Origin of the sequence: Pantoea sp. Sc1 (genome assembly GCF_000255315.1) — a bacterium.
Lineage (GTDB): Bacteria > Pseudomonadota > Gammaproteobacteria > Enterobacterales > Enterobacteriaceae > Pantoea > Pantoea anthophila.
On the sequence record NZ_AJFP01000001.1, the window covers coordinates 1,934,305 to 1,954,332 of the forward strand.

Below are 20,028 nucleotides of genomic sequence, written 5' to 3' on the forward strand. Positions count from 1 at the left end.
CCTGAATTTACACCGACAGCCGAGCCGGTTACTCTCCGTTTCCCTGATGTTAAGGAATAGCTGATTCAATGCGTTTGTTTATTGCGGAAAAACCGAGCCTGGGACGTGCGATTGCCGATGTACTGCCGAAACCGCATCGACGGGGTGATGGATTTATTGCCTGCGGCAACGATCAGATTGTCACCTGGTGCGTAGGGCACCTGCTGGAGCAGGCGCAGCCCGACACTTATGACAGCCGCTATGCACGCTGGTCGCTGGCGGACCTGCCGATTATTCCCGAAAAATGGCAGCTGCAACCGCGCCCGTCGGTCGCGAAACAGCTGAAGGTGGTCGAGGGACTGCTGGCACAGGCGACAGAAGTGGTGCATGCCGGTGACCCGGATCGCGAAGGTCAGCTGCTGGTCGATGAAGTGCTCGACTATCTGAAACTGCCCGCGGAAAAACGCAGCAAAGTGCAGCGCTGCCTGATCAACGATCTCAATCCGCAGGCGGTGGATCGGGCGGTCAACCGTCTGCGTGAGAATCGCGAATTTATTCCGCTGTGTGTTTCGGCGCTGGCTCGCGCCCGGGCAGACTGGCTCTATGGCATTAACATGACCCGCGCCTGGACACTGCTGGGGCGAAATGCAGGCTATGATGGCGTGCTGTCGGTTGGCCGGGTGCAGACCCCGGTGCTCGGGCTGGTGGTACGGCGTGATGAAGAGATTGAAAACTTCCTGCCGAAAGAGTATTTCGAAGTTAAAGCCCATATCGTCACGCCTGATGGCACCCGGTTTGTAGCCAGCTGGATCCCCAGCGAAGCCTGTGAGCCGTGGCAGGATGAAGAGGGCCGTCTGCTCAGACGCGCCCTGGCAGATCATGTGGTAGCCCGGATTACCGGTCAGCCAGCGACGGTCACGGCCTACAGCGATAAACGGGAAAATGAGGGGGCACCACTGCCATTCTCCCTCTCCAGCCTGCAGATTGAGGCGGCAAAACGTTACGGGCTGAGTGCGCAGACGGTACTGGATACCTGTCAGCGGCTGTATGAAACCCACAAGCTGATTACCTATCCCCGTTCGGACAGCCGCTATCTGCCCGAAGAGCATTTTGCCGGGCGTCATGCAGTACTTAAGGCGATTCAGGCGCATCAGTCACAGCTGACCCCGCCCGCTGATTTCGATGCGGATCGGCGCAACCGCTGCTGGGATGATAAAAAGGTGGACGCCCACCACGCCATTATTCCGACGGCCCGCGCCGGCGCGGTAAAGCTTACGGAAAACGAGCAGCATATTTATGAGCTGGTGGCGCGCCAGTATCTGATGCAGTTCTGCCCGGATGCGGTGTTCCGTAAGTGCGTCATCGACCTCGAAATTGCCGGAGGAAAATTTGTTGCGAAAGCGCGTTTCCTGGCGGAGGCGGGCTGGCGTGCACTGCTGGGCAGCAAAGAGCGTGACGAGGAGAATGACGGCATGCCGCTGCCGGTGGTGGCGAAAGGGGATACGCTGTTGTGCGAGCGCGGCGAGGTGCTGGCGAAGCAAACCCAGCCGCCGCGTCCGTTCACCGATGCCACGCTTCTCTCTGCGATGACCGGGATTGCCCGGTTCGTTCAGGATAAAGAATTAAAGAAAGTGCTGCGTGCGACCGATGGTTTAGGAACGGAAGCGACGCGGGCTGGCATTATTGAACTGCTGTTTCGTCGTGGTTTCCTGGTGAAGAAAGGGCGATATATCAACGCGACCGAGGCCGGACGTGCCCTGATTCACTCGTTGCCCGATCTGGCTGCCCGCCCGGATATGACGGCGCAGTGGGAGTCGACACTGACCCGTATCAGCGAAAAGGCCTGTCGTTATGAGGAGTTTATGCAACCCCTGGTCCAGACCTTAACCGGTCTGATCCACCAGGCGCGACAGCAGCCTGCGGCACATGCCTTTCGGGGATTACCCTCCACCGGACAGAAGCGTCCGGTGCGCAAAACCAGACGTAAAGTGAAGGAGACGGAATGAGGCGTTACTCAGTATTGATGGTGCTGGCCCTGTCGCTGGCAACCAGCGCAGTTCAGGCCAACGGTCGCTATCAGTCGATGCCACCCGGTAATAACGGTGTGAACACCGATGTGGTAGTGGATATGCCGCCGGAAGCCTGGACGCAGGCAGAGCGACGTCAGCCAGACTGCCTGCGCTGCTGTATTTTTGAAAACCGTAACTACAGTGAAGGCGCGGTGGTGAAGTCGGAAGGGGTGCTGCTGCAGTGCGCCCGGGATGAACACTCCATCGGCACCAACAACCTGATCTGGAAGATAGTGAAATAAGTGTCGCGTGACGCTCTGCCACGCGACCATCAGTTAAAAGCGGAACAGCGACCAGATGGGAGCGTGATCAGAGGGCTTTTCCATGCCACGGATCTCATAATCAATGCCGGTCTCAACGCAGTGTGCTGCCAGATTTTTGCTTGCCAGCACCAGATCGATGCGCAGGCCGCGATTATCATCGAAACCTTTTGAACGGTAATCAAACCAGGAGAAGCGATCGGCGACCTCCGGGTTATGTTCACGCCAGGTATCAACCAGGCCCCAGCCCAGCAGCCGATCCATCCACTCGCGCTCTTCCGGCAGGAAGGAGCATTTACCGGTTCGCAGCCAGCGCTTGCGGCTATCCTCGCCAATTCCAATATCCCGATCGGTGCTGCTGATGTTCATGTCACCCATGATCAGAACCGGTTTATCGGCAGGCAGATCTTCGGTCAGCAGACGCTGCAGGTCGCGATAGAACTTCTCTTTTGCCGGAAACTTGGTGGGATGGTCGCGGCTTTCACCCTGCGGGAAATAGCCGTTAATGACCGTGATGTCGCCGATCGGGCTGGGAATTTCCGCCATGATCAACCGGCGCTGTGCCTCTTCATCCTCTCCCGGAAAGCCCCGGCTCACTGAAACCGGCTGCATTCTGGTGAGCAGTGCCACGCCGTAGTGGCCTTTCTGACCGTGATAGAAAACGTGATAACCCAGCTTTGAGACCTCTTCCAGCGGGAACATTTCGTCATGGACTTTGGTTTCCTGTAAGCCAATGACATCGGGCTGATGCTGTTCAACCAGCGCCTGAAGCTGATGAGGTCGGGCGCGCAACCCATTGATGTTGAATGAAACAAATTTCATGAGGTCAACCATGGTTCAGAAAATGAGAGGCGGTGATGGTAGCGATTTTTACTGAAAAAGTCATGGCAGAAGAGGGGGCAGAACGTTTGAAAAACGTGGAGGTGCTCTGTCAGCAGGGGGTTCTCATCCCTCTCCCCGCAGAACAGGAAGCTGATGTATCGATTTGGGGAAATGTGCTGAATGCAGGATGGTGGTGGGAGAAGGATTCGAACCTTCGAAGTCTGTGACGGCAGATTTACAGTCTGCTCCCTTTGGCCGCTCGGGAATCCCACCGGGGATAATGCTGGCTTGAGGCGTATTCAGATTCAGATGGTGGTGGGAGAAGGATTCGAACCTTCGAAGTCTGTGACGGCAGATTTACAGTCTGCTCCCTTTGGCCGCTCGGGAATCCCACCATGGCCTGAATCTTTCACTCTCAAAGCGGGGCGCATCATACCAAATGCGATAAGGGTGTAAAGCGCCCACTGGCAAAACAGGAACTGTTTGCCCACTTTTTACGCGTAGCGCTGAATCCGCAGTCAATTCAGCGCGCTGGCTGATTAAAGAATAATCGTACGGTTGCCGTAAACGAAGACGCGCTGCCCCAGCACTTTATAGAGGGCGTTGCTCAGTACGTTTTTTTCGACGTCACGACCCGCACGCATCATCTCGTCAGCGGTATAACTGTGATCGACATTAATCACATCCTGCATGATGATCGGGCCTTCATCGAGATTGTCATTCACGTAGTGCGCGGTGGCACCAATGATTTTCACGCCACGCTCGTAGGCCTGATGATAAGGCCGGGCACCGATAAAGGCAGGCAGGAAAGAGTGGTGAATGTTAATAATCTGGTTCGGGAAGCGCTGCACAAAGGCAGGGGTCAGAACGCGCATATATTTCGCCAGCACCACATAATCGGGCTGATAGCGGTCAATCTCTTCCACCATGCGGTTATCGTGCTCTTCCCGCGTCAGTCCCTCGTGACTCACCAGAACGAAAGGAATATCAAACCGCTCAACCAGCGAACGCAGCGTGTCATGGTTACCAATGACTGCGGCAATCTCCATATCCAGACCGCCAAACGCGCTCTTCATTAACAGGTCGCCCAGGCAGTGCGCCTCTTTGGTGACCAGAATCACCACGCGACGGCGACCGGCGCTGTGCAGTTCACGCACTGACCCCTGGGGCAGGGCGCTGTCGAGATCGGCCAGCAGGGTGTTGTCGTTGAAGATGCCTTCCAGCTCGGTACGCATGAAAAAACGCCCGGTGCGATGATCAACAAACTCATTGTTCTGCACGATATTGAGTTCGTGCTTGTAACAAATATTGGTGATTTTGGCGATCAGACCTTTTGCATCGGGACAAATGGTTCGTAAAACTTTTCTTTGCATGGTTTGCGCTTGCATCTCAATCAGAGTCCTGTCAAAGCATTAGGGGTTAAACTGCGGGCTCAGCCTTCAGCTCAACCACAACATTTTTTGTATTTCTTATCACTGCCGCACGGGCAACGATCGTTGCGCCCAACGGGCGGCACGGAACCGTCAACATAGTACCAGCGTTGATCCTCGCGAAGAAAGCGGGAACACTCATGAATGGCATGAATGTTCGTTTTCTCGCGGTATCGCGCAAAAAAAGTCACTAACGCTTCATTATCATGGCTTCCATGATTACAACGGGTTACATTCAGACTAAGCCACTCGGTACCGGAAAAACTTTCAGATAAAAGCCCTGACATCTCCGGATGACGTTTGTCAGGATGCCAGGTCGCGACCAGATATTCGGCATTGTGCTTAACATAGGCACAATAGCGGGAGCGCATAAGTTGTTCAGCCGTAACAGGAATCTGGTTACCCTGCAGAAAGGGCTCGCAACATACGCTATACTGCTGTCCGCTACAACATGGGCAGGTTTCTGACACATTAGCTCCCGAAAATGATGAGTCGGTTTCATAAGCGCGCTATGTTAGCTGACCCCACGCTGTGACGCTACGTATTGACGGCAGGACCAGATACAAATGAGAAAGGTAAAAATAGGATTGGCGCTGGGGGCCGGCGCAGCGAAAGGATGGGCGCACATTGGCGTGATCAACGCACTGGAGCGTGCGGGTATCGGGATCGACGTCGTGGCGGGTTGCTCTGTCGGCGCGCTAGTCGGGTCAGCCTATGTGAATAACCGGCTGCCGCTGATGGAAAAGTGGGTCAGTGCGTTTCGCTACTGGGATGTGATTCGTCTGATGGATGTCTCCTGGCAACGGGGCGGACTGCTGCGCGGTGAGCGGGTCTTTAACCATGTGCGTCAGCTGATCCCCAATGATGCGATAGAGCAGTGCAGTAAACCTTTCGGCGTGGTGGCCACCAATCTTAGCACGGGGCGGGAGCTCTGGCTGACGGAGGGCGATCTGCACCAGGCGGTTCGCGCTTCCTGCAGTATGCCAGGTTTATTACCGCCGGTGGGCTACAATGGGTATTGGCTGGTGGATGGTGCCGTTGTCAATCCGGTGCCGATCTCACTGACCCGCGCGCTGGGTGCAGACATTGTGATTGCGGTTGACCTGCAGCATGACGCGCATTTAATGCAGCAGGATCTGTTTTCCGTTACGCCTAAAAATAGTGAAGAAGAAGCCGCTGCAGCGGCATTGAGTTGGGGTGGAAAGCTGCGTCAGCGACTGGTGAGTTTCACCCAGCGCCGTGCGTCTCAGTCACCGGGTGCGATGGAGATTATGTCAACCTCTATCCAGGTGCTGGAAAATCGCCTGAAGCGCAACCGTATGGCAGGCGATCCACCCGATGTTTTAATACAGCCGGTCTGTCCGCAGATTTCAACGCTGGACTTTCATCGGGCTGAAGAGGCCATTGAGGCAGGCAGGGCCGCCGTGGAAAAGAAAATGGATGAACTGTTACCACTGGTCCGTGGCAGATAATCAGGTTGTTCATTCAAAACGGTGACTTTACGCAATTCTGAAGGCGCAACTGCGTTTTATGAACCACTATTGAATTATCTGGCAGGCAGGGGGAAAGAATGGAAAAACCACTACTCGGCAAAAAGATACTCATTGTCGAAGATGAGGCTGTTTTCCGTTCGTTGCTGGACCAATTTTTGTTATCGATGGGTGCTGTAACGTTAAAAGCGGAAGATGGACTGGAAGCAATTGCACAACTACAACAGCATACTGTCGACCTGATCATCAGCGATCTCGAAATGCCCCGTATGAGCGGCATTCAGTTTGTTGAGCACATTCGTACCCGCGGTAACGTTGTGCCGATTTTGATTATCTCAGCGACAGAAAATATGTCTGACATCGCACATGTGCTGCGCCTTGGCGTGCAGGATGTGCTGCTTAAGCCACTGAAAAATCTGGAACGCTTCCGCGAAGCGGTCTATGAATGTCTCTATCCCTCCATGTTCACCTCGAAGGTGGAAGAGGATGAGCAGCTGTTCCAGGACTGGGACGCCCTGGTCCGCGACCCGAAAGCGGCCGCCAAACTGCTCAAACAACTCCAGCCGCCGGTGCAACAGACCGTCGCCAACTGCCGGGTCAACTATCGTCAGCTGACGATGGCCGAACAGCCGGGCCTGGTGCTCGACATTGCGGCGCTCTCTGAAAAGGACCTGGCCTTCTACTGTCTGGACGTCACCCGTGCGGGTGATAATGGCGTGCTGGCCGCTCTGCTGCTGCGTGCGCTGTTTAACGGCCTGCTTCAGGAGCAGCTCTCCGGGCAAAAACAGCGTCTGCCGGAACTTAACGGGCTGCTCAGACAGGTCAATCTGCTGCTGCGCCAGGCGAACCTCAGCGGCCAGTTCCCTCTGCTGGTGGGCTACTATCATCGTGGTCTGAAAAATCTGATCCTGGTCTCGGCCGGATTAAATGCCACGCTTCACGTTGATACCCATCAGATTCAGCTCAGTAATGGTGTTCCCCTTGGCACTATGGGTAGCACCCACCTCAATCAAATCAGTCAGCGCGCAGACAACTGGCAGTGCCACGTCTGGGGCGCGGGTGGTCGCATTCGGCTGATGCTGTCAGCAGAAGAATAAACGGCAAAAATGGAATGATTCTGGCGCTGAGGACAGGGCCAGAACTTAGCTTTACAGTTGGGTAATAGTCTTAATTTCGACGGATTGATGCCTTCCAGGATAAATCCGTTCGATACTAACTGATATACTCATTTTCGATTTTAAACCGACATATCAAGTATTAACTTGAACGGCCTATGAGAGAGGTAACTTAATGTCTGCCAATAATACCAAAGTAAAAAAAGCGGTAATCCCGGTCGCGGGTTTGGGTACGCGTATGCTCCCGGCCACCAAAGCGATTCCAAAAGAGATGTTACCGCTGGTTGATAAGCCGTTAATCCAGTATGTCGTTAACGAGTGTATCGCTGCAGGCATCAACGAGATTGTGCTGGTTACGCATTCATCTAAAAATGCCATCGAAAACCATTTTGATACCAGCTTCGAACTGGAATCTATGCTGGAAAAACGTGTTAAGCGTCAGCTGCTGGATGAAATCCAGTCAATCTGCCCGCCGCACGTGACCATCATGCAGGTTCGTCAGGGTATCGCGAAAGGCCTGGGCCACGCAGTGATGTGTGCACACCCACTGATCGGTAACGAGCCGTTTGCCGTTATCCTGCCAGACGTCATCATCGACGAATACGAATCTAACCCAACCAAAGATAACCTGGCCGAGATGCTGACCCGTTATGAAGAGTCAGGCCGCAGCCAGATTATGGTTGAGCCGGTTGCCGATGTAACCGCTTACGGTGTTGTCGATTGCCAGGGCGCAGAACTGAACCCAGGCGACAGCGCACCGATGGTGGGTGTGGTTGAGAAACCAAAAGCTACCGAAGCGCCATCCAACCTGGCGGTCGTAGGTCGTTATGTTCTGTCTGCAGACATCTGGCCTCTGCTGGCGAAGACGCCTCCGGGTGCGGGCGGCGAAGTTCAGCTGACCGACTCTATCGCCATGCTGATGGAAAAAGAGACCGTTGAAGCTTATCACCTGAAAGGCGTAAGCCATGACTGTGGTAACAAACTGGGCTACATGCAGGCTTTCGTTGAGTACGGTGTTCGTCATCCGGTATTGGGCAAAGATTTCTCTGAATGGCTCGATAGCGCAGTTGGCAACAAAAAGTAATTTATAAACACAGGATAACTCGATGAAAGTCACTGTATTTGGTATCGGCTATGTCGGTCTGGTTCAGGCTGCGGTGTTAGCCGAAGTCGGACATGACGTTCTCTGCATTGATGTCGACGCAAACAAAGTCGAAAATCTGAAAAAAGGCATCATTCCTATTTTCGAACCAGGTTTAACCCCGCTGGTAATGTCCAATTACGAAGCGGGTCGTCTGAAGTTCAGCACTGATGCTGCACAGGGCGTAAACCATGGTGTTATGCAGTTTATTGCAGTAGGTACACCACCGGATGAAGACGGCTCTGCCGATCTGAAATATGTGACCGCCGTAGCGCGCACCATTGCGCAGCATATGAACGATCACAAAGTGGTTATCGACAAATCAACCGTACCGGTTGGCACAGCAGATAAAGTTCGTGCGGTGATGGCGGAAACGCTGAAATCGCGTGACGCCAACATCACCTTTGATGTGGTGTCGAACCCGGAATTCCTGAAAGAAGGTGCGGCAGTGAATGACTGCATGCGTCCTGAGCGCATCGTTGTCGGTACCGACAACGATGAGGTGGTCGAGCTGTTACGCGAGCTTTATGAGCCGTTTAACCGCAACCACGATCGCATGATCATGATGGATATCCGCAGCGCAGAGCTGACCAAGTATGCAGCAAACTGCATGCTGGCGACCAAAATCAGCTTTATGAATGAGATGTCCAACCTGGCTGAACGTTTAGGCGCGGATATTGAAAAAGTACGCCAGGGCATCGGTTCCGATCCCCGTATCGGCTACCACTTCATCTATCCTGGCTGTGGCTACGGTGGCTCCTGCTTCCCGAAAGATGTGCAGGCGTTAATCCGTACAGCGGAGTCTATTGGCTATCAGCCACGTCTGTTGCAGGCCGTGGAAGATGTCAATGACAACCAGAAAAACAAGCTGCCAACCTTCATTAAACGCCACTTTGGCGACGATCTGAAGGGCAAGACGTTTGCTCTCTGGGGCCTGTCATTCAAGCCGAACACTGACGACATGCGTGAAGCCTCCAGCCGTGTGCTGATGGAAACGCTGTGGGAAGCAGGCGCATCTGTTCAGGCGTTTGACCCGGAAGCAATGGATGAAGCGCAGCGTATCTACGGTCACCGCAGCGATCTTAAGCTGATGGGAACCAAAGAAGCGGCACTGCAGGGCGCAGACGGTCTGGTCATCTGTACGGAGTGGCAGAACTTCCGTGCGCCAGACTTCGACGTTATCAAAAATGCGCTGAAAGAAGCCGTGATTTTTGATGGTCGTAACCTGTATGATCCAGAGCGTATCAGCAAACGCGGTTTCGTTTATTATGCAATCGGCCGCGGAGCGTCTATTCAAACTGCATAATTAACGAGGGATTTATGAACTTTCTGGTCACCGGCGCCGCAGGCTTTATTGGTTTTCATGTCAGTCAGCGTCTGCTGGCCGCCGGTCACCAGGTTGTCGGTATCGACAACCTGAATGATTATTACGACGTAAATCTCAAGCGTGCCCGTCTCGATTTAATTAATGCTGAACCTGGCTTTACTTTTATCGAGCGGGATCTGGCCGACCGTGACGCGATAGCGTCACTGTTCGGGCAGTATAATTTTCAGCGCGTTATTCATCTTGGCGCGCAGGCTGGCGTCCGCTACTCCATCGAAAATCCCCATGCTTATGCAGATTCCAATCTGACAGGTCACCTCAATATTCTTGAAGGCTGCCGTCATCATAAAATTGAACATCTGCTCTACGCGTCGTCGAGTTCCGTTTATGGCCTGAATCGTAAGATGCCATTCTCAACGGACGACAGTGTGGATCATCCTGTCTCTTTATATGCAGCCACGAAGAAAGCGAACGAGTTAATGTCTCATACTTACTCGCACCTTTATCAGCTGCCGACCACTGGATTACGCTTCTTCACCGTCTATGGGCCGTGGGGCCGTCCGGATATGGCCCTCTTTAAATTCACCCGCGCAATGATTGCCGGTGAGGCGATTGATGTCTATAACCAGGGCCAGATGAAGCGCGACTTTACCTATATTGATGACATTGCTGAAGCGATTGTGCGTCTGCAGGATGTGATTCCGCAGCAGGACGATCACTGGACGGTTGAATCGGGATCGCCAGCAACCAGTTCAGCACCGTATCGTGTTTATAATATCGGTAACAGTCAGCCGGTAACGCTGATGAGCTATATTGAGGCGATTGAAAAAGCACTGGGGATGACCGCGAAGAAAAATCTGATGCCGATGCAGCCCGGTGATGTGCTGGAAACCAGTGCCGACACCGAAGCTCTGTTTAAGGCGATTGGTTTTAAACCTCAGACCAGTGTGGAGGAGGGCGTAAAGCGCTTCGTTGACTGGTATCGTGATTTCTATCGCGTCTGAATAAAAAAGGAAGCGTACGCTTCCTTTTTTTATTCCACCTCAGGCTGCCCGTCGGGCAGCAAAATAACGCGCCGTTACAGTAAAAAATCGTCCAGCTTTTTACCCTCTTCTTCCAGCGCTTTTTTAATTATGGCTGGCGTGCGGCCCTGACCGGTCCAGGTCTTTGACTCACCTTTTTCATCGGTATAACCATATTTAGCCGGACGCACCGAACGTTTGCTTTTTGCTGTCGCGCGTGTTTCAGTCAGCATGCTGACCAGCTCAGAAGGGTCAATACCATCAGCCAGCAGCATTTCACGATACTGATTCAGTTTGCGCGCGCGCTCTTCATTTTCAGCCTGGAAATGCGACTCTTCTTCGCGACGTTCTTTTACCACTACGTCCAGTTTTTCCAGCATCTCTTCCAGTGTTTCAATGGAATACTCTCTGGCCTGGGCGCGCAGCGTACGAATATTATTAAGAACTTTTAGTGCTTCGCTCATTGTCCTGGTCTCTGAATAAGGGAGAAGTTGTGTTGCCCGCTAATAGTAGTGGTGACATTAAATAACTTCAATCACAAACGTATTTCTTCAGCGAATAAAATGAAAATTAAAAAATAATGTTGATCATAAAAAATCAAAGCGATGGCCGGAAGAAATAACCTCCCCTCTGTCGTTATGAAATAAATTTAATGTATTTTACTTGCTGTAAATAATGTCATCTCTTTAATTGCGGTTAAAATAAGAAAAACCTATTTCACTCTGCGACAGAGCCCATCGGCACTGGAAACGGTTCCTGATGAAAATTCCGGCTATCTGTCAGGCATTCTCCCTCTCTCAGCAGCAACGCATGGGCTGTGCTTTGTGATAATATGCGCACCATTCTGTTCAGTCCTGATGAAGATACGCTCCTATGGCCCAACTCTATTTCTATTACTCTGCGATGAACGCAGGGAAATCGACCGCACTGTTACAATCCTCCTATAACTATCAGGAGCGGGGCATGCGCTCGCTGGTCTACACTGCCGAAATCGACAACCGTTTTGGTGCCGGTCAGGTAAGCTCCCGTATCGGACTCTCGTCACCAGCCTTGCTCTATAATGCCGATACCGCGCTGTTCAGCGACATTGCGGCGGAACATGCCGCACAGCCTATTCACTGCGTGCTGGTCGATGAGAGCCAGTTTCTCACCCGTGAGCAGGTCAAAGCGCTTTCTGATGTAGTCGACGATCTTGATATTCCGGTGCTCTGCTATGGCCTGCGTACCGATTTTCGCGGTGAACTCTTTGTTGGCAGTCAGTATCTGCTGGCATGGGCCGATAAGCTGGTCGAACTCAAAACCATCTGTCACTGTGGCCGCAAGGCCAGCATGGTGCTGCGACTGGACAGCGAAGGGAAGCCTTTCAGTGAAGGTGAGCAGGTAGTCATCGGAGGGAATGAACGCTACATCTCGGTCTGCCGTAAGCACTATAAACAGGCCATAGAGCAGGGCTCGCTGCAGGCGATTCACGGCGCACATACGCCGGTCATCTGACATGCTTTTAGCCAGTAAAAAACCCGCCGCGGCGGGTTTTTTTATCAGGTTATCAGAACGGTACTATCAGACTTTCTTCGCTTTCTTCTCCGCTTTAACTTCTTTTACCGGCTGTTCAGCGACCGCTTCGGCAACGCTTGAGAAAGGTTCGACAAACTCACGGCCGTAGTAGGTGTCGAGCATAATCTGTTTCAGCTCGGCAATCAGCGGATAGCGTGGGTTTGCGCCGGTACACTGATCATCAAACGCATCATCGGCCAGCTTGTCGACTTTGGCCAGGAAGTCCGCTTCCTGTACGCCGGCTTCACGGATAGAGGTCGGAATGCCGAGCTCAGTTTTAATCTCATCTAGCCAGGCCAGCAGCTTCTCAATTTTCTGCGCGGTGCGGTCGCCAGGGGCGCTCAGGCCCAGGTGGTCAGCAACCTCCGCGTAGCGACGGCGCGCCTGTGGGCGGTCATACTGGCTGAACGCGGTCTGCTTGGTCGGGTTGTCATTTGCGTTGTAGCGGATGACGTTCGAGATTAACAAGGCGTTAGCCAGACCATGCGGAATATGGAACTCTGAACCCAGCTTATGCGCCATGGAGTGACAGACCCCAAGGAAGGCGTTGGCAAAGGCGATACCGGCGATAGTGGCCGCATTGTGAACACGTTCGCGCGCCACCGGATTTCTGGCACCTTCCGCGTAGCTGGCGGGCAGGTTCTCTTTCAGCAGTTTCAGTGCCTGCAGTGCCTGGCCGTCTGAGTATTCATTCGCCAGCACAGACACATAGGCTTCCAGCGCATGGGTAACCGCATCCAGGCCGCCGAAGGCACAGAGTGAGCGGGGCATTTCCATCACCAGGTTGGCATCGACAATCGCCATATCCGGGGTCAGCGCATAGTCAGCGAGAGGATATTTCTGGCCTGTCGCATCATCGGTGACGACGGCAAACGGTGTCACTTCTGAACCGGTGCCGGATGTGGTGGTGATGGCCACCATGCGCGCCTTGACGCCCATTTTCGGGAACTTGTAGATACGTTTACGGATATCCATGAAGCGCAGCGCCAGCTCTTCAAAGTGGGTTTCCGGATGTTCATACATCACCCACATGATTTTCGCTGCGTCCATCGGAGAGCCGCCACCCAGCGCGATGATTACGTCCGGTTTAAAGCTGTTCATCTGCTCGGCACCTTTACGCACAATGCTCAGCGTCGGATCGGCTTCAACTTCAAAGAAGACTTCCGTTTCAATACCGTGTGATTTCAGAACGCGGGTGACCTGATCGGCATAACCGTTATTGAACAGGAAGCGGTCAGTCACGATAAAGGCGCGTTTCGCGCCGTCCGTTGCTACCTCTTCCAGCGCAATGGGCAGGGAACCGCGACGGAAGTAGATAGATTTAGGAAGTTTATGCCACAACATATTCTCAGCTCGCTTGGCGACAGTTTTGGTGTTGATAAGGTGTTTCGGACCGACGTTCTCTGAAATCGAGTTGCCGCCCCAGGAACCACAACCCAGCGTCAGAGAGGGTGCCAGTTTGAAGTTGTAGAGGTCACCGATACCGCCCTGAGAAGCGGGCGTATTGATCAGAATACGCGCGGTTTTCATCCTGTCGCCAAAGTAGTGCACACGCTCGGTCTGGTTATCCTGGTCGGTATAGAGACACGAGGTGTGGCCGATACCGCCCATGGCGACCAGTTTTTCTGCTTTATCTACCGCGTCGTTGAAATCTTTCGCCCGGTACATCGCCAGGGTTGGCGAAAGTTTTTCATGGGCAAAGGGTTCAGATTCGTCCACCAGTTTTACTTCGCCAATCAGGATTTTGGTGCTGGGTGGCACGCTGATGCCTGCCATCTCCGCAATTTTGAACGCGGGCTGGCCGACGATGGCGGCGTTCAGACCGCCGTTTTTCAGAATAATATTCTGTACCGCGCTCAGCTCTGCGCCCTGCAGCAGGTAACCGCCGTGGCTGGCAAAACGCTCACGCACTGCGTCGTAGACCGCATCAACCACGATGACCGACTGTTCCGAGGCGCAGATCACCCCGTTATCGAAGGTTTTGGACATCAGAATCGAGGCGACGGCCCGTTTCAGGTCGGCGGTTTCATCAATCACCACTGGCGTATTACCGGCACCGACGCCGATGGCGGGTTTACCGGAGCTGTAGGCCGCTTTCACCATGCCCGGACCGCCAGTCGCGAGGATCAGGTTAATGTCAGGGTGGTGCATCAGCTGGTTTGACAGCTCAACGGAGGGGGCATCGATCCAGCCGATAATATCTTTTGGCGCACCGGCTGCAATGGCAGCCTGCAGCACGATGTCTGCCGCTTTGTTGGTGGCATCTTTGGCGCGGGGGTGTGGCGAGAAGATAATACCGTTGCGGGTTTTCAGGCTGATTAACGCTTTAAAGATGGCGGTAGAGGTGGGGTTAGTCGTCGGCACAATGCCGCAAATCAGACCAATAGGTTCGGCGATAGTGATGGTGCCGAAGGTGTCATCGGTGGCTAACACACCGCAGGTCTTTTCATCTTTATAGGCGTTGTAGATATATTCTGACGCAAAATGGTTTTTAATGACTTTGTCTTCGACAATGCCCATGCCGGATTCGGCAACGGCCATTCTGGCGAGAGGAATACGAGCGTCTGCGGCGGCGAGGGCGGCGGCACGGAAAATGGCGTCGACCTGCTGTTGAGAAAAATTGGCATATTCACGCTGGGCTTTTTTTACACGTTCAACCAGTGCATTGAGTTCAGCGACATTCGTAACGGCCATGGTGTTCTCCTGAGGAAGTTAAACTTTTTTAGTAAACAATCCTGCGTCCTGAGTATAGCCACGCTGTCATAACGCGTCCGATTGGCCCGGAATGCATGGATTTTCAACTGTTTACTAAAAGAGTCTTGTCAGGCAGTCCGCCATATTTTCATTGAGACTGCTAATACTTCCGTTACGAAAAGATTACCTGGTTTGGGGTAGGGTAATTTTGATACAGATCAATTTAACCCCAAGCTGACACCTTTCAGCCGGGCTTTTTGCGCCACCTTGTTTCGAATCTGTTTGCACCATGTAAGCCGGCTTGCCATAGCGACAAAATCCAGTCTCATTCGGAACGCTGGGGGAATCCGCTATGGGTTCCATCTTAAGTGGCATAAATAGCGGCGCAGGCATCTGGCGTCTGTGCCGCTTTTCACTTACATTAGGCGCGATTTCCCCCCTGCGTTACGGAGCCATGTCGTGAACCCTGCACTGTTAGATCTTTCAGGCTATATAAAATTCTTTGTCGGGCTGTTCGCGCTGGTTAATCCGGTCGGCATTATTCCGGTGTTCATCAGTATGACCCGCTATCAGGCGGCAGCTGAACGCAATAAAACGAATTTAACCGCCAACCTGGCGGTGGCTATTATCCTCTGGACCTCGCTGTTCCTCGGCGATGCGATTCTGCGGGTGTTTGGCATCTCGATTGACTCGTTCCGCATTGCGGGCGGGATTCTGGTCGTGACTATTGCGATGTCGATGATCAGTGGCAAGCTGGGCGAGGATAAGCAGAACAAGCAGGAAAAGTCAGAAACGGCCATTCGTGAAAGCGTTGGCGTAGTGCCCCTGGCGCTGCCCCTGATGGCCGGTCCGGGTGCCATCAGTTCGACGATTGTCTGGAGCACCCGCTATCACAGCTGGCTTAACCTACTGGGCTTTACGCTGGCGATTGCCATTTTTGCCTTATGTTGCTGGCTGCTGTTTCGGGCCGCGCCTTTAATGGTGCGGATACTGGGACAGACCGGCATTAACGTGATTACCCGTATCATGGGACTGTTACTGATGGCCCTGGGTATTGAGTTTGTTGTCACCGGCCTGAAGTCTATATTTCCCGGACTGCTCAACTAACGCCTCACTTATTTCAGGCAGCGAAGTGGAAAACTGATCCGTAATGGTGCAATCGACGGTTTTATTGCACCATTACAATGCAATTATTCGTCACGCTTAAAAGTTTCAGCCGATTATAAATTTCATTACTGCTGGCCGGTTCACAGACTTTTGTCAGCGAAATAATGTCACGATTTTCACACCATATTCTTCTGTCCTGTTTCTTCCCTCCCTCACAAACGTCCGCCTGAGAGCCATCAGGCTGGATTTTTCTCACGCCAGATGCCGACTTTGGAAGATAAGTGCCAAAAACCGTGCGTATTCATGATGCAAAGCACGTCTGCACAGGGTTTCCGACTAAAACGCCTATTTTTCATATCGATATGATATTTTCAGGTCGAAAATTAACACTTCCGCTGCGTGACAACTCGTGATAAAAGAGAATTAGTTAACATTTTAGCTATTTTACTTTGGCGCCCTCTGATGGCTTCTGATAATTTCTGGCCCAGCGTGAATTTTTTTCTCCGAAAGTGCAAAGTGAGAACGCTTTTTGCTTAAGCCTGTCGGGATACTTAAAAAAGGTTGGCGTTTCGGATGACTGGGATGATGAATGTGCAGCAACAGCGGCTGACTCTCGCCGCACTGTTAATAGCGTTTACGCCGGCTTATGCCGCCACGGTTCCCCCCGGAACGACGCTGGCCGCGCAGCAACAGATTGTGATTAACAATGGCAGTGAAGTCTCTTCGCTGGATCCCCATAAAACCGAAGGTGTGCCGGAATCCAATATTATTCACAACCTGCTGGACGGTCTGGTTAACACCGATAATTTCGGTAAGGTCGTCCCCGGCGTTGCCCTGAGCTGGGAGAATCCGCAGCCCACCGTCTGGATCTTCCACCTGCGGGATGATGCTAAGTGGAGCAATGGTGAGCCGGTGACCGCCGCAGATTTTGTCTACAGCTGGCGTCGGCTGGTGGACCCTGCCACCGCGTCGCCTTACTCCAGCTATCTGCAGGCCGCTCATGTTGCCGGTATCGATGCGATTCTGGCTGGTAAAGCGTCTCCCGATCAGCTGGGCGTGAAAGCGCTGGATGACCACCGGCTGCAGATTACGCTGACTGAACCGGTGCCTTACCTGGTAGCCATGCTGGCGCACACGGCGCTGAAGCCGGTTTATGCACCCGCTATCAAAGAGTGGGGCGACGCCTGGACCCGGCCGGGCCACTATATCGGTAACGGTGCTTATACCTTAAGCGACTGGGTAGTGAATGAAAAAATTGTTCTGAAGCGCAATCCTCACTACTGGGACAATGCCCACACAGTGATTGAGCAGGGGACCTTCCTGCCCATCGCCTCTGAAAACAGCGATATCAACCGCTACCGCAGTGGCGGAACGGACATCACCAACAGCGCCCTGCCGCCGGAGATGTTTGGCAAGCTGCGCAGGGATCTCGGCGATGAGGTGAAGATCAGTCCGCTGCTCTGCACGTTTTATTACGAAATCAATAACAAAAAAGCGCCGTTCACCGATCCACGGGTGCGCGCCGCCCTGAAGATGACCCTCGACCGTGAGGTGATTGCCAGAAAAATTATGGGGCAGGGACAGATTCCGGCTTACAGCCTGACGCCGCCCTTTACCGCCGGTATCAAGCTGACACCGCCAGCCTGGTTTACCTGGACGCAGGCGCAACGCAATGAGGCGGCGAAAAAGCTGCTGGCAGAGGCGGGATTCAACGCCGCCAATCCGCTGACCTTCACGCTGCTCTATAACACTTCCGATCAGAATAAACGGCAGGCAATTGCGGCCGCTTCAATGTGGCAGAAAAATCTCGGCGCAAAAGTCACCCTGCAGAATCAGGAGTGGAAGACGATGCTGGAGACCCGCCATCAGGCCCAGTATGACGTGGTGCGAGCCACCTGGTGCGCCGATTACAATGAGCCTTCAACCTTTCTCAACATGCTGATCAGCAACGCCTCGATCAATACCGCCTTTTACAGCAGTGCGGCCTTTGACGAGCTGATGGCGAAGAGCCTGACGGCGGGCAGTGAGGCGCAGCGCGCGGGCCTCTATCAGCAGGCTGAAACACAACTCGACAAAGACTCACCCATTGTGCCAGTTTACTACCGCGTCAGTGTGCGCCTGGTGAAGCCCTGGGTTGGCGGTTTCACGGGCAAAGACCCGCAGGATATGACAGACCTGAAGTACTATTTTATTAAAAAACACTGATCTGCTCGCCATCCTGGCGAGACAGACGGGAAGCGCATCAGCAAACAGACCAATTTTTTGGGGTCACTCTCCCGGGTTAAGGGAGCCCGGAAACGGGGGACGCCGCGGCAGAACAGCGCTGCGGTGACGATAATAAAACTGGAGTGTAATAATGAACAACATCACGAAAAAAAGCCTGATTGCAGCGGGCGTCTTCGCCGCAATAAGTGCCCTGGCAGGGAATGCGGCTTTCGCGGCGACCGTGCCTGCAGGCGTTGAGCTGGCAGCCAAACAGGAACTCGTTCGCGGCAATGGCGATGAAGTGCAGTCGCTCGACCCGCACAAAATCGAGGGCGTGCCGGAAGACAACGTGGCGCGCGATCTCTATGAAGGTCTGCTGGTCAATGACAGCAACGGCAAACCGATCCCGGGCGTGGCGGAAAGCTATGAAAATAAAGATTTCAAAGTGTGGACTTTCCACCTGCGTAAAAATGCCAAATGGTCTAACGGCGAGCCGGTAACCGCGCAGGACTTCGTCTACAGCTGGCAGCGTCTGGTTGACCCGAAAACGGCTTCACCCTACGCCAGCTATCCTCAGTATGGTCATATCCTGAACGTTGATGACATCATCGCAGGTAAAAAGCCCATTACCGATCTGGGCGTGAAAGCGATTGATGACCACACGCTGGAAGTGACCCTGAGTGAGCCGGTTCCCTATTTTGATAAGCTGCTGATCAACTCCGTGATGTCACCGGTTTATAAACCGGCGATTGAGAAGTTCGGCGAACAGTGGACTCAGCCGCAAAACTGGGTCGGCAACGGTGCCTTTAAGCTCGACGCACACGTCATCAACGAACGTATCACGCTGGTGCGTAACCCGAACTACTGGGACAACGAGCACACCGTGCTGAACAAGGTTACCTACCTGCCAATCAGTTCTGAAGTCAGTGACGTCAACCGTTACTTCTCCGAGAACGGCAGCGACATGACCTATAACAACCTGCCGATCGAGCTGTTCAAAAAGCTGCAGCGCGAAAATGGTAAAGAGCTGCATGTCGATCCTTATCTCTGCACCTACTACTACGAAATCAATAACCAGAAAGCGCCATTTACCGATCCGCGCGTTCGTGCCGCCCTGAAGCTGGGTCTGGACCGTGACATCATGGTGAATAAAGTGCTGGCGCAGGGTCAGAAGCCGGCCTACAGCTTCACACCGCCAGCCACCGACGGTATGGAAATCCTGCCGCCAGACTGGTTCAAGTGGTCACAGGATAAACGTAACGCCGAAGCGAAAAAACTGCTGGCTGAAGCGGGCTACACCGCGGATAAACCGCTGACCTTCAACCTGCTTTACAACACCTCCGATCTGCACAAGAAGCTGGCGATTGCCGCCTCGTCGATCTGGAAGAAAAACATCGGTGTGAATATCAAGCTGGAAAACCAGGAGTGGAAAACCTTCCTGGACACCCGTCATCAGGGTAACTTCGATGTGGCGCGTGCGGCCTGGTGTGCGGACTACAACGAACCGACTTCCTTCCTGAACATCATGCTCTCTAACAGCAGCAGTAACACCTCGCACTATAAGAGCGATGCGTTTGACAAAGTGGTGCGTGACGCGATTAAAGCGCCGGATGCTAAAGGTCGTGCAGCGGACTATCAGCAGGCCGAGCAGATCCTGGATAAAGACAGCACCATCGTACCGGTTTACTACTACGTGAATACGCGTCTGGTGAAACCTTACGTTGGTGGTTATACCGGTAAAGATCCGCTGGATAAAACGCTGTCTAAAGACTTCTACATCATTAAACACTAATAGCGTTCAGGCTATCAGCAGTGG

At 53.2% G+C, this 20,028-nt stretch carries 17 protein-coding genes and 2 tRNA genes; 12 read left to right on the plus strand and 7 right to left on the minus strand.

Annotated features, from left to right (window positions below):
* The first annotated feature begins 68 nt into the window (after positions 1-68).
* Positions 69-1,985, plus strand: coding sequence for a DNA topoisomerase III (locus tag S7A_RS08945; protein ID WP_009089894.1), 1,917 nt, complete (start codon positions 69-71; stop codon positions 1,983-1,985).
* Positions 1,982-2,290 (plus strand): YnjH family protein, encoded by a 309-nt coding sequence (locus tag S7A_RS08950; RefSeq protein ID WP_009089895.1) that lies wholly within the window; start codon positions 1,982-1,984, stop codon positions 2,288-2,290. Before S7A_RS08945 ends, S7A_RS08950 begins: the two co-directional genes overlap by 4 nt.
* Positions 2,291-2,323: 33 nt before the next feature.
* Here S7A_RS08950 and xthA read toward each other — a convergent pair whose 3' ends face one another.
* Positions 2,324-3,130 carry an exodeoxyribonuclease III gene (gene xthA / locus S7A_RS08955; RefSeq protein ID WP_009089896.1) on the minus strand — a complete coding sequence of 269 codons (807 nt, stop codon included), beginning with the start codon at positions 3,128-3,130 and terminating at the stop codon, positions 2,324-2,326.
* Between the two features lie 32 nt (positions 3,131-3,162).
* Here xthA and S7A_RS20790 point away from each other — a divergent pair, with 32 nt between their 5' ends.
* The gene (locus S7A_RS20790; RefSeq protein WP_141629812.1) at positions 3,163-3,357 is read left to right on the plus strand and encodes a hypothetical protein; all 195 of its coding nucleotides are present in this window, start codon (positions 3,163-3,165) and stop codon (positions 3,355-3,357) included.
* Here S7A_RS20790 and S7A_RS08960 read toward each other — a convergent pair.
* The 4 genes from S7A_RS08960 to S7A_RS20795 form a co-directional block, all read right to left on the minus strand.
* Positions 3,319-3,403 (minus strand) — tRNA-Tyr (locus S7A_RS08960). The genes S7A_RS20790 and S7A_RS08960 overlap by 39 nt on opposite strands.
* Positions 3,404-3,440: 37 nt before the next feature.
* Positions 3,441-3,525 (minus strand) — tRNA-Tyr (locus tag S7A_RS08965).
* Between the two features lie 144 nt (positions 3,526-3,669).
* A complete protein-coding gene (gene purU, locus S7A_RS08970; protein ID WP_009089897.1) occupies positions 3,670-4,518 on the minus strand; it encodes a formyltetrahydrofolate deformylase in 849 nt (282 codons plus the stop codon).
* Positions 4,519-4,574: 56 nt separating this feature from the next.
* On the minus strand, positions 4,575-5,030 hold the full coding sequence (locus S7A_RS20795) for a YchJ family protein (protein ID WP_009089898.1): 456 nt from the start codon (positions 5,028-5,030) through the stop codon (positions 4,575-4,577).
* A gap of 96 nt (positions 5,031-5,126) precedes the next feature.
* Here S7A_RS20795 and rssA point away from each other — a divergent pair, with 96 nt between their 5' ends.
* From rssA to S7A_RS08995, 5 genes are all read left to right on the plus strand, one after another.
* Positions 5,127-6,032 carry a patatin-like phospholipase RssA gene (gene rssA, locus S7A_RS08975; RefSeq protein WP_009089899.1) on the plus strand — a complete coding sequence of 302 codons (906 nt, stop codon included), beginning with the start codon at positions 5,127-5,129 and terminating at the stop codon, positions 6,030-6,032.
* 98 nt (positions 6,033-6,130) lie between these two features.
* Complete coding sequence (gene rssB, locus S7A_RS08980; RefSeq protein ID WP_009089900.1) at positions 6,131-7,147, plus strand: two-component system response regulator RssB; 1,017 nt, start codon at positions 6,131-6,133, stop codon at positions 7,145-7,147.
* 193 nt (positions 7,148-7,340) lie between these two features.
* The gene (gene galU / locus S7A_RS08985) at positions 7,341-8,249 is read left to right on the plus strand and encodes a UTP--glucose-1-phosphate uridylyltransferase GalU (protein ID WP_009089901.1); all 909 of its coding nucleotides are present in this window, start codon (positions 7,341-7,343) and stop codon (positions 8,247-8,249) included.
* 22 nt (positions 8,250-8,271) lie between these two features.
* Positions 8,272-9,612, plus strand: a complete 1,341-nt coding sequence (locus S7A_RS08990; RefSeq protein WP_009089902.1) for a UDP-glucose/GDP-mannose dehydrogenase family protein — start codon at positions 8,272-8,274, stop codon at positions 9,610-9,612.
* Positions 9,613-9,626: 14 nt separating this feature from the next.
* The gene (locus S7A_RS08995; RefSeq protein WP_009089903.1) at positions 9,627-10,634 is read left to right on the plus strand and encodes an NAD-dependent epimerase; all 1,008 of its coding nucleotides are present in this window, start codon (positions 9,627-9,629) and stop codon (positions 10,632-10,634) included.
* A 74-nt stretch (positions 10,635-10,708) separates the two neighbouring features.
* Here the strand turns inward: S7A_RS08995 and hns are convergent, their stop codons facing one another.
* Positions 10,709-11,116 carry a histone-like nucleoid-structuring protein H-NS gene (hns, locus tag S7A_RS09000; protein ID WP_009089904.1) on the minus strand — a complete coding sequence of 136 codons (408 nt, stop codon included), beginning with the start codon at positions 11,114-11,116 and terminating at the stop codon, positions 10,709-10,711.
* Positions 11,117-11,525: 409 nt separating this feature from the next.
* Here hns and tdk point away from each other — a divergent pair, with 409 nt between their 5' ends.
* Positions 11,526-12,146 (plus strand): thymidine kinase, encoded by a 621-nt coding sequence (tdk, locus tag S7A_RS09005; RefSeq protein WP_009089905.1) that lies wholly within the window; start codon positions 11,526-11,528, stop codon positions 12,144-12,146.
* Positions 12,147-12,212: 66 nt separating this feature from the next.
* Here the strand turns inward: tdk and adhE are convergent, their stop codons facing one another.
* A complete protein-coding gene (gene adhE / locus S7A_RS09010) occupies positions 12,213-14,900 on the minus strand; it encodes a bifunctional acetaldehyde-CoA/alcohol dehydrogenase (RefSeq protein ID WP_009089906.1) in 2,688 nt (895 codons plus the stop codon).
* Positions 14,901-15,359: 459 nt separating this feature from the next.
* Between adhE and S7A_RS09015 the strand changes: the two genes are divergently transcribed.
* The 3 genes from S7A_RS09015 to oppA all read left to right on the plus strand — a co-directional run bounded on the left by S7A_RS09015 (position 15,360) and on the right by oppA (position 20,004).
* Positions 15,360-16,007: a YchE family NAAT transporter gene (locus S7A_RS09015; protein WP_009089907.1), complete on the plus strand. Its 648-nt coding sequence runs from the start codon at positions 15,360-15,362 to the stop codon at positions 16,005-16,007.
* A gap of 582 nt (positions 16,008-16,589) precedes the next feature.
* The gene (locus S7A_RS09020; RefSeq protein WP_009089908.1) at positions 16,590-18,212 is read left to right on the plus strand and encodes an ABC transporter substrate-binding protein; all 1,623 of its coding nucleotides are present in this window, start codon (positions 16,590-16,592) and stop codon (positions 18,210-18,212) included.
* Positions 18,213-18,363: 151 nt separating this feature from the next.
* Positions 18,364-20,004: an oligopeptide ABC transporter substrate-binding protein OppA gene (gene oppA, locus S7A_RS09025; RefSeq protein ID WP_009089909.1), complete on the plus strand. Its 1,641-nt coding sequence runs from the start codon at positions 18,364-18,366 to the stop codon at positions 20,002-20,004.
* The last annotated feature ends 24 nt before the right edge of the window (positions 20,005-20,028 follow it).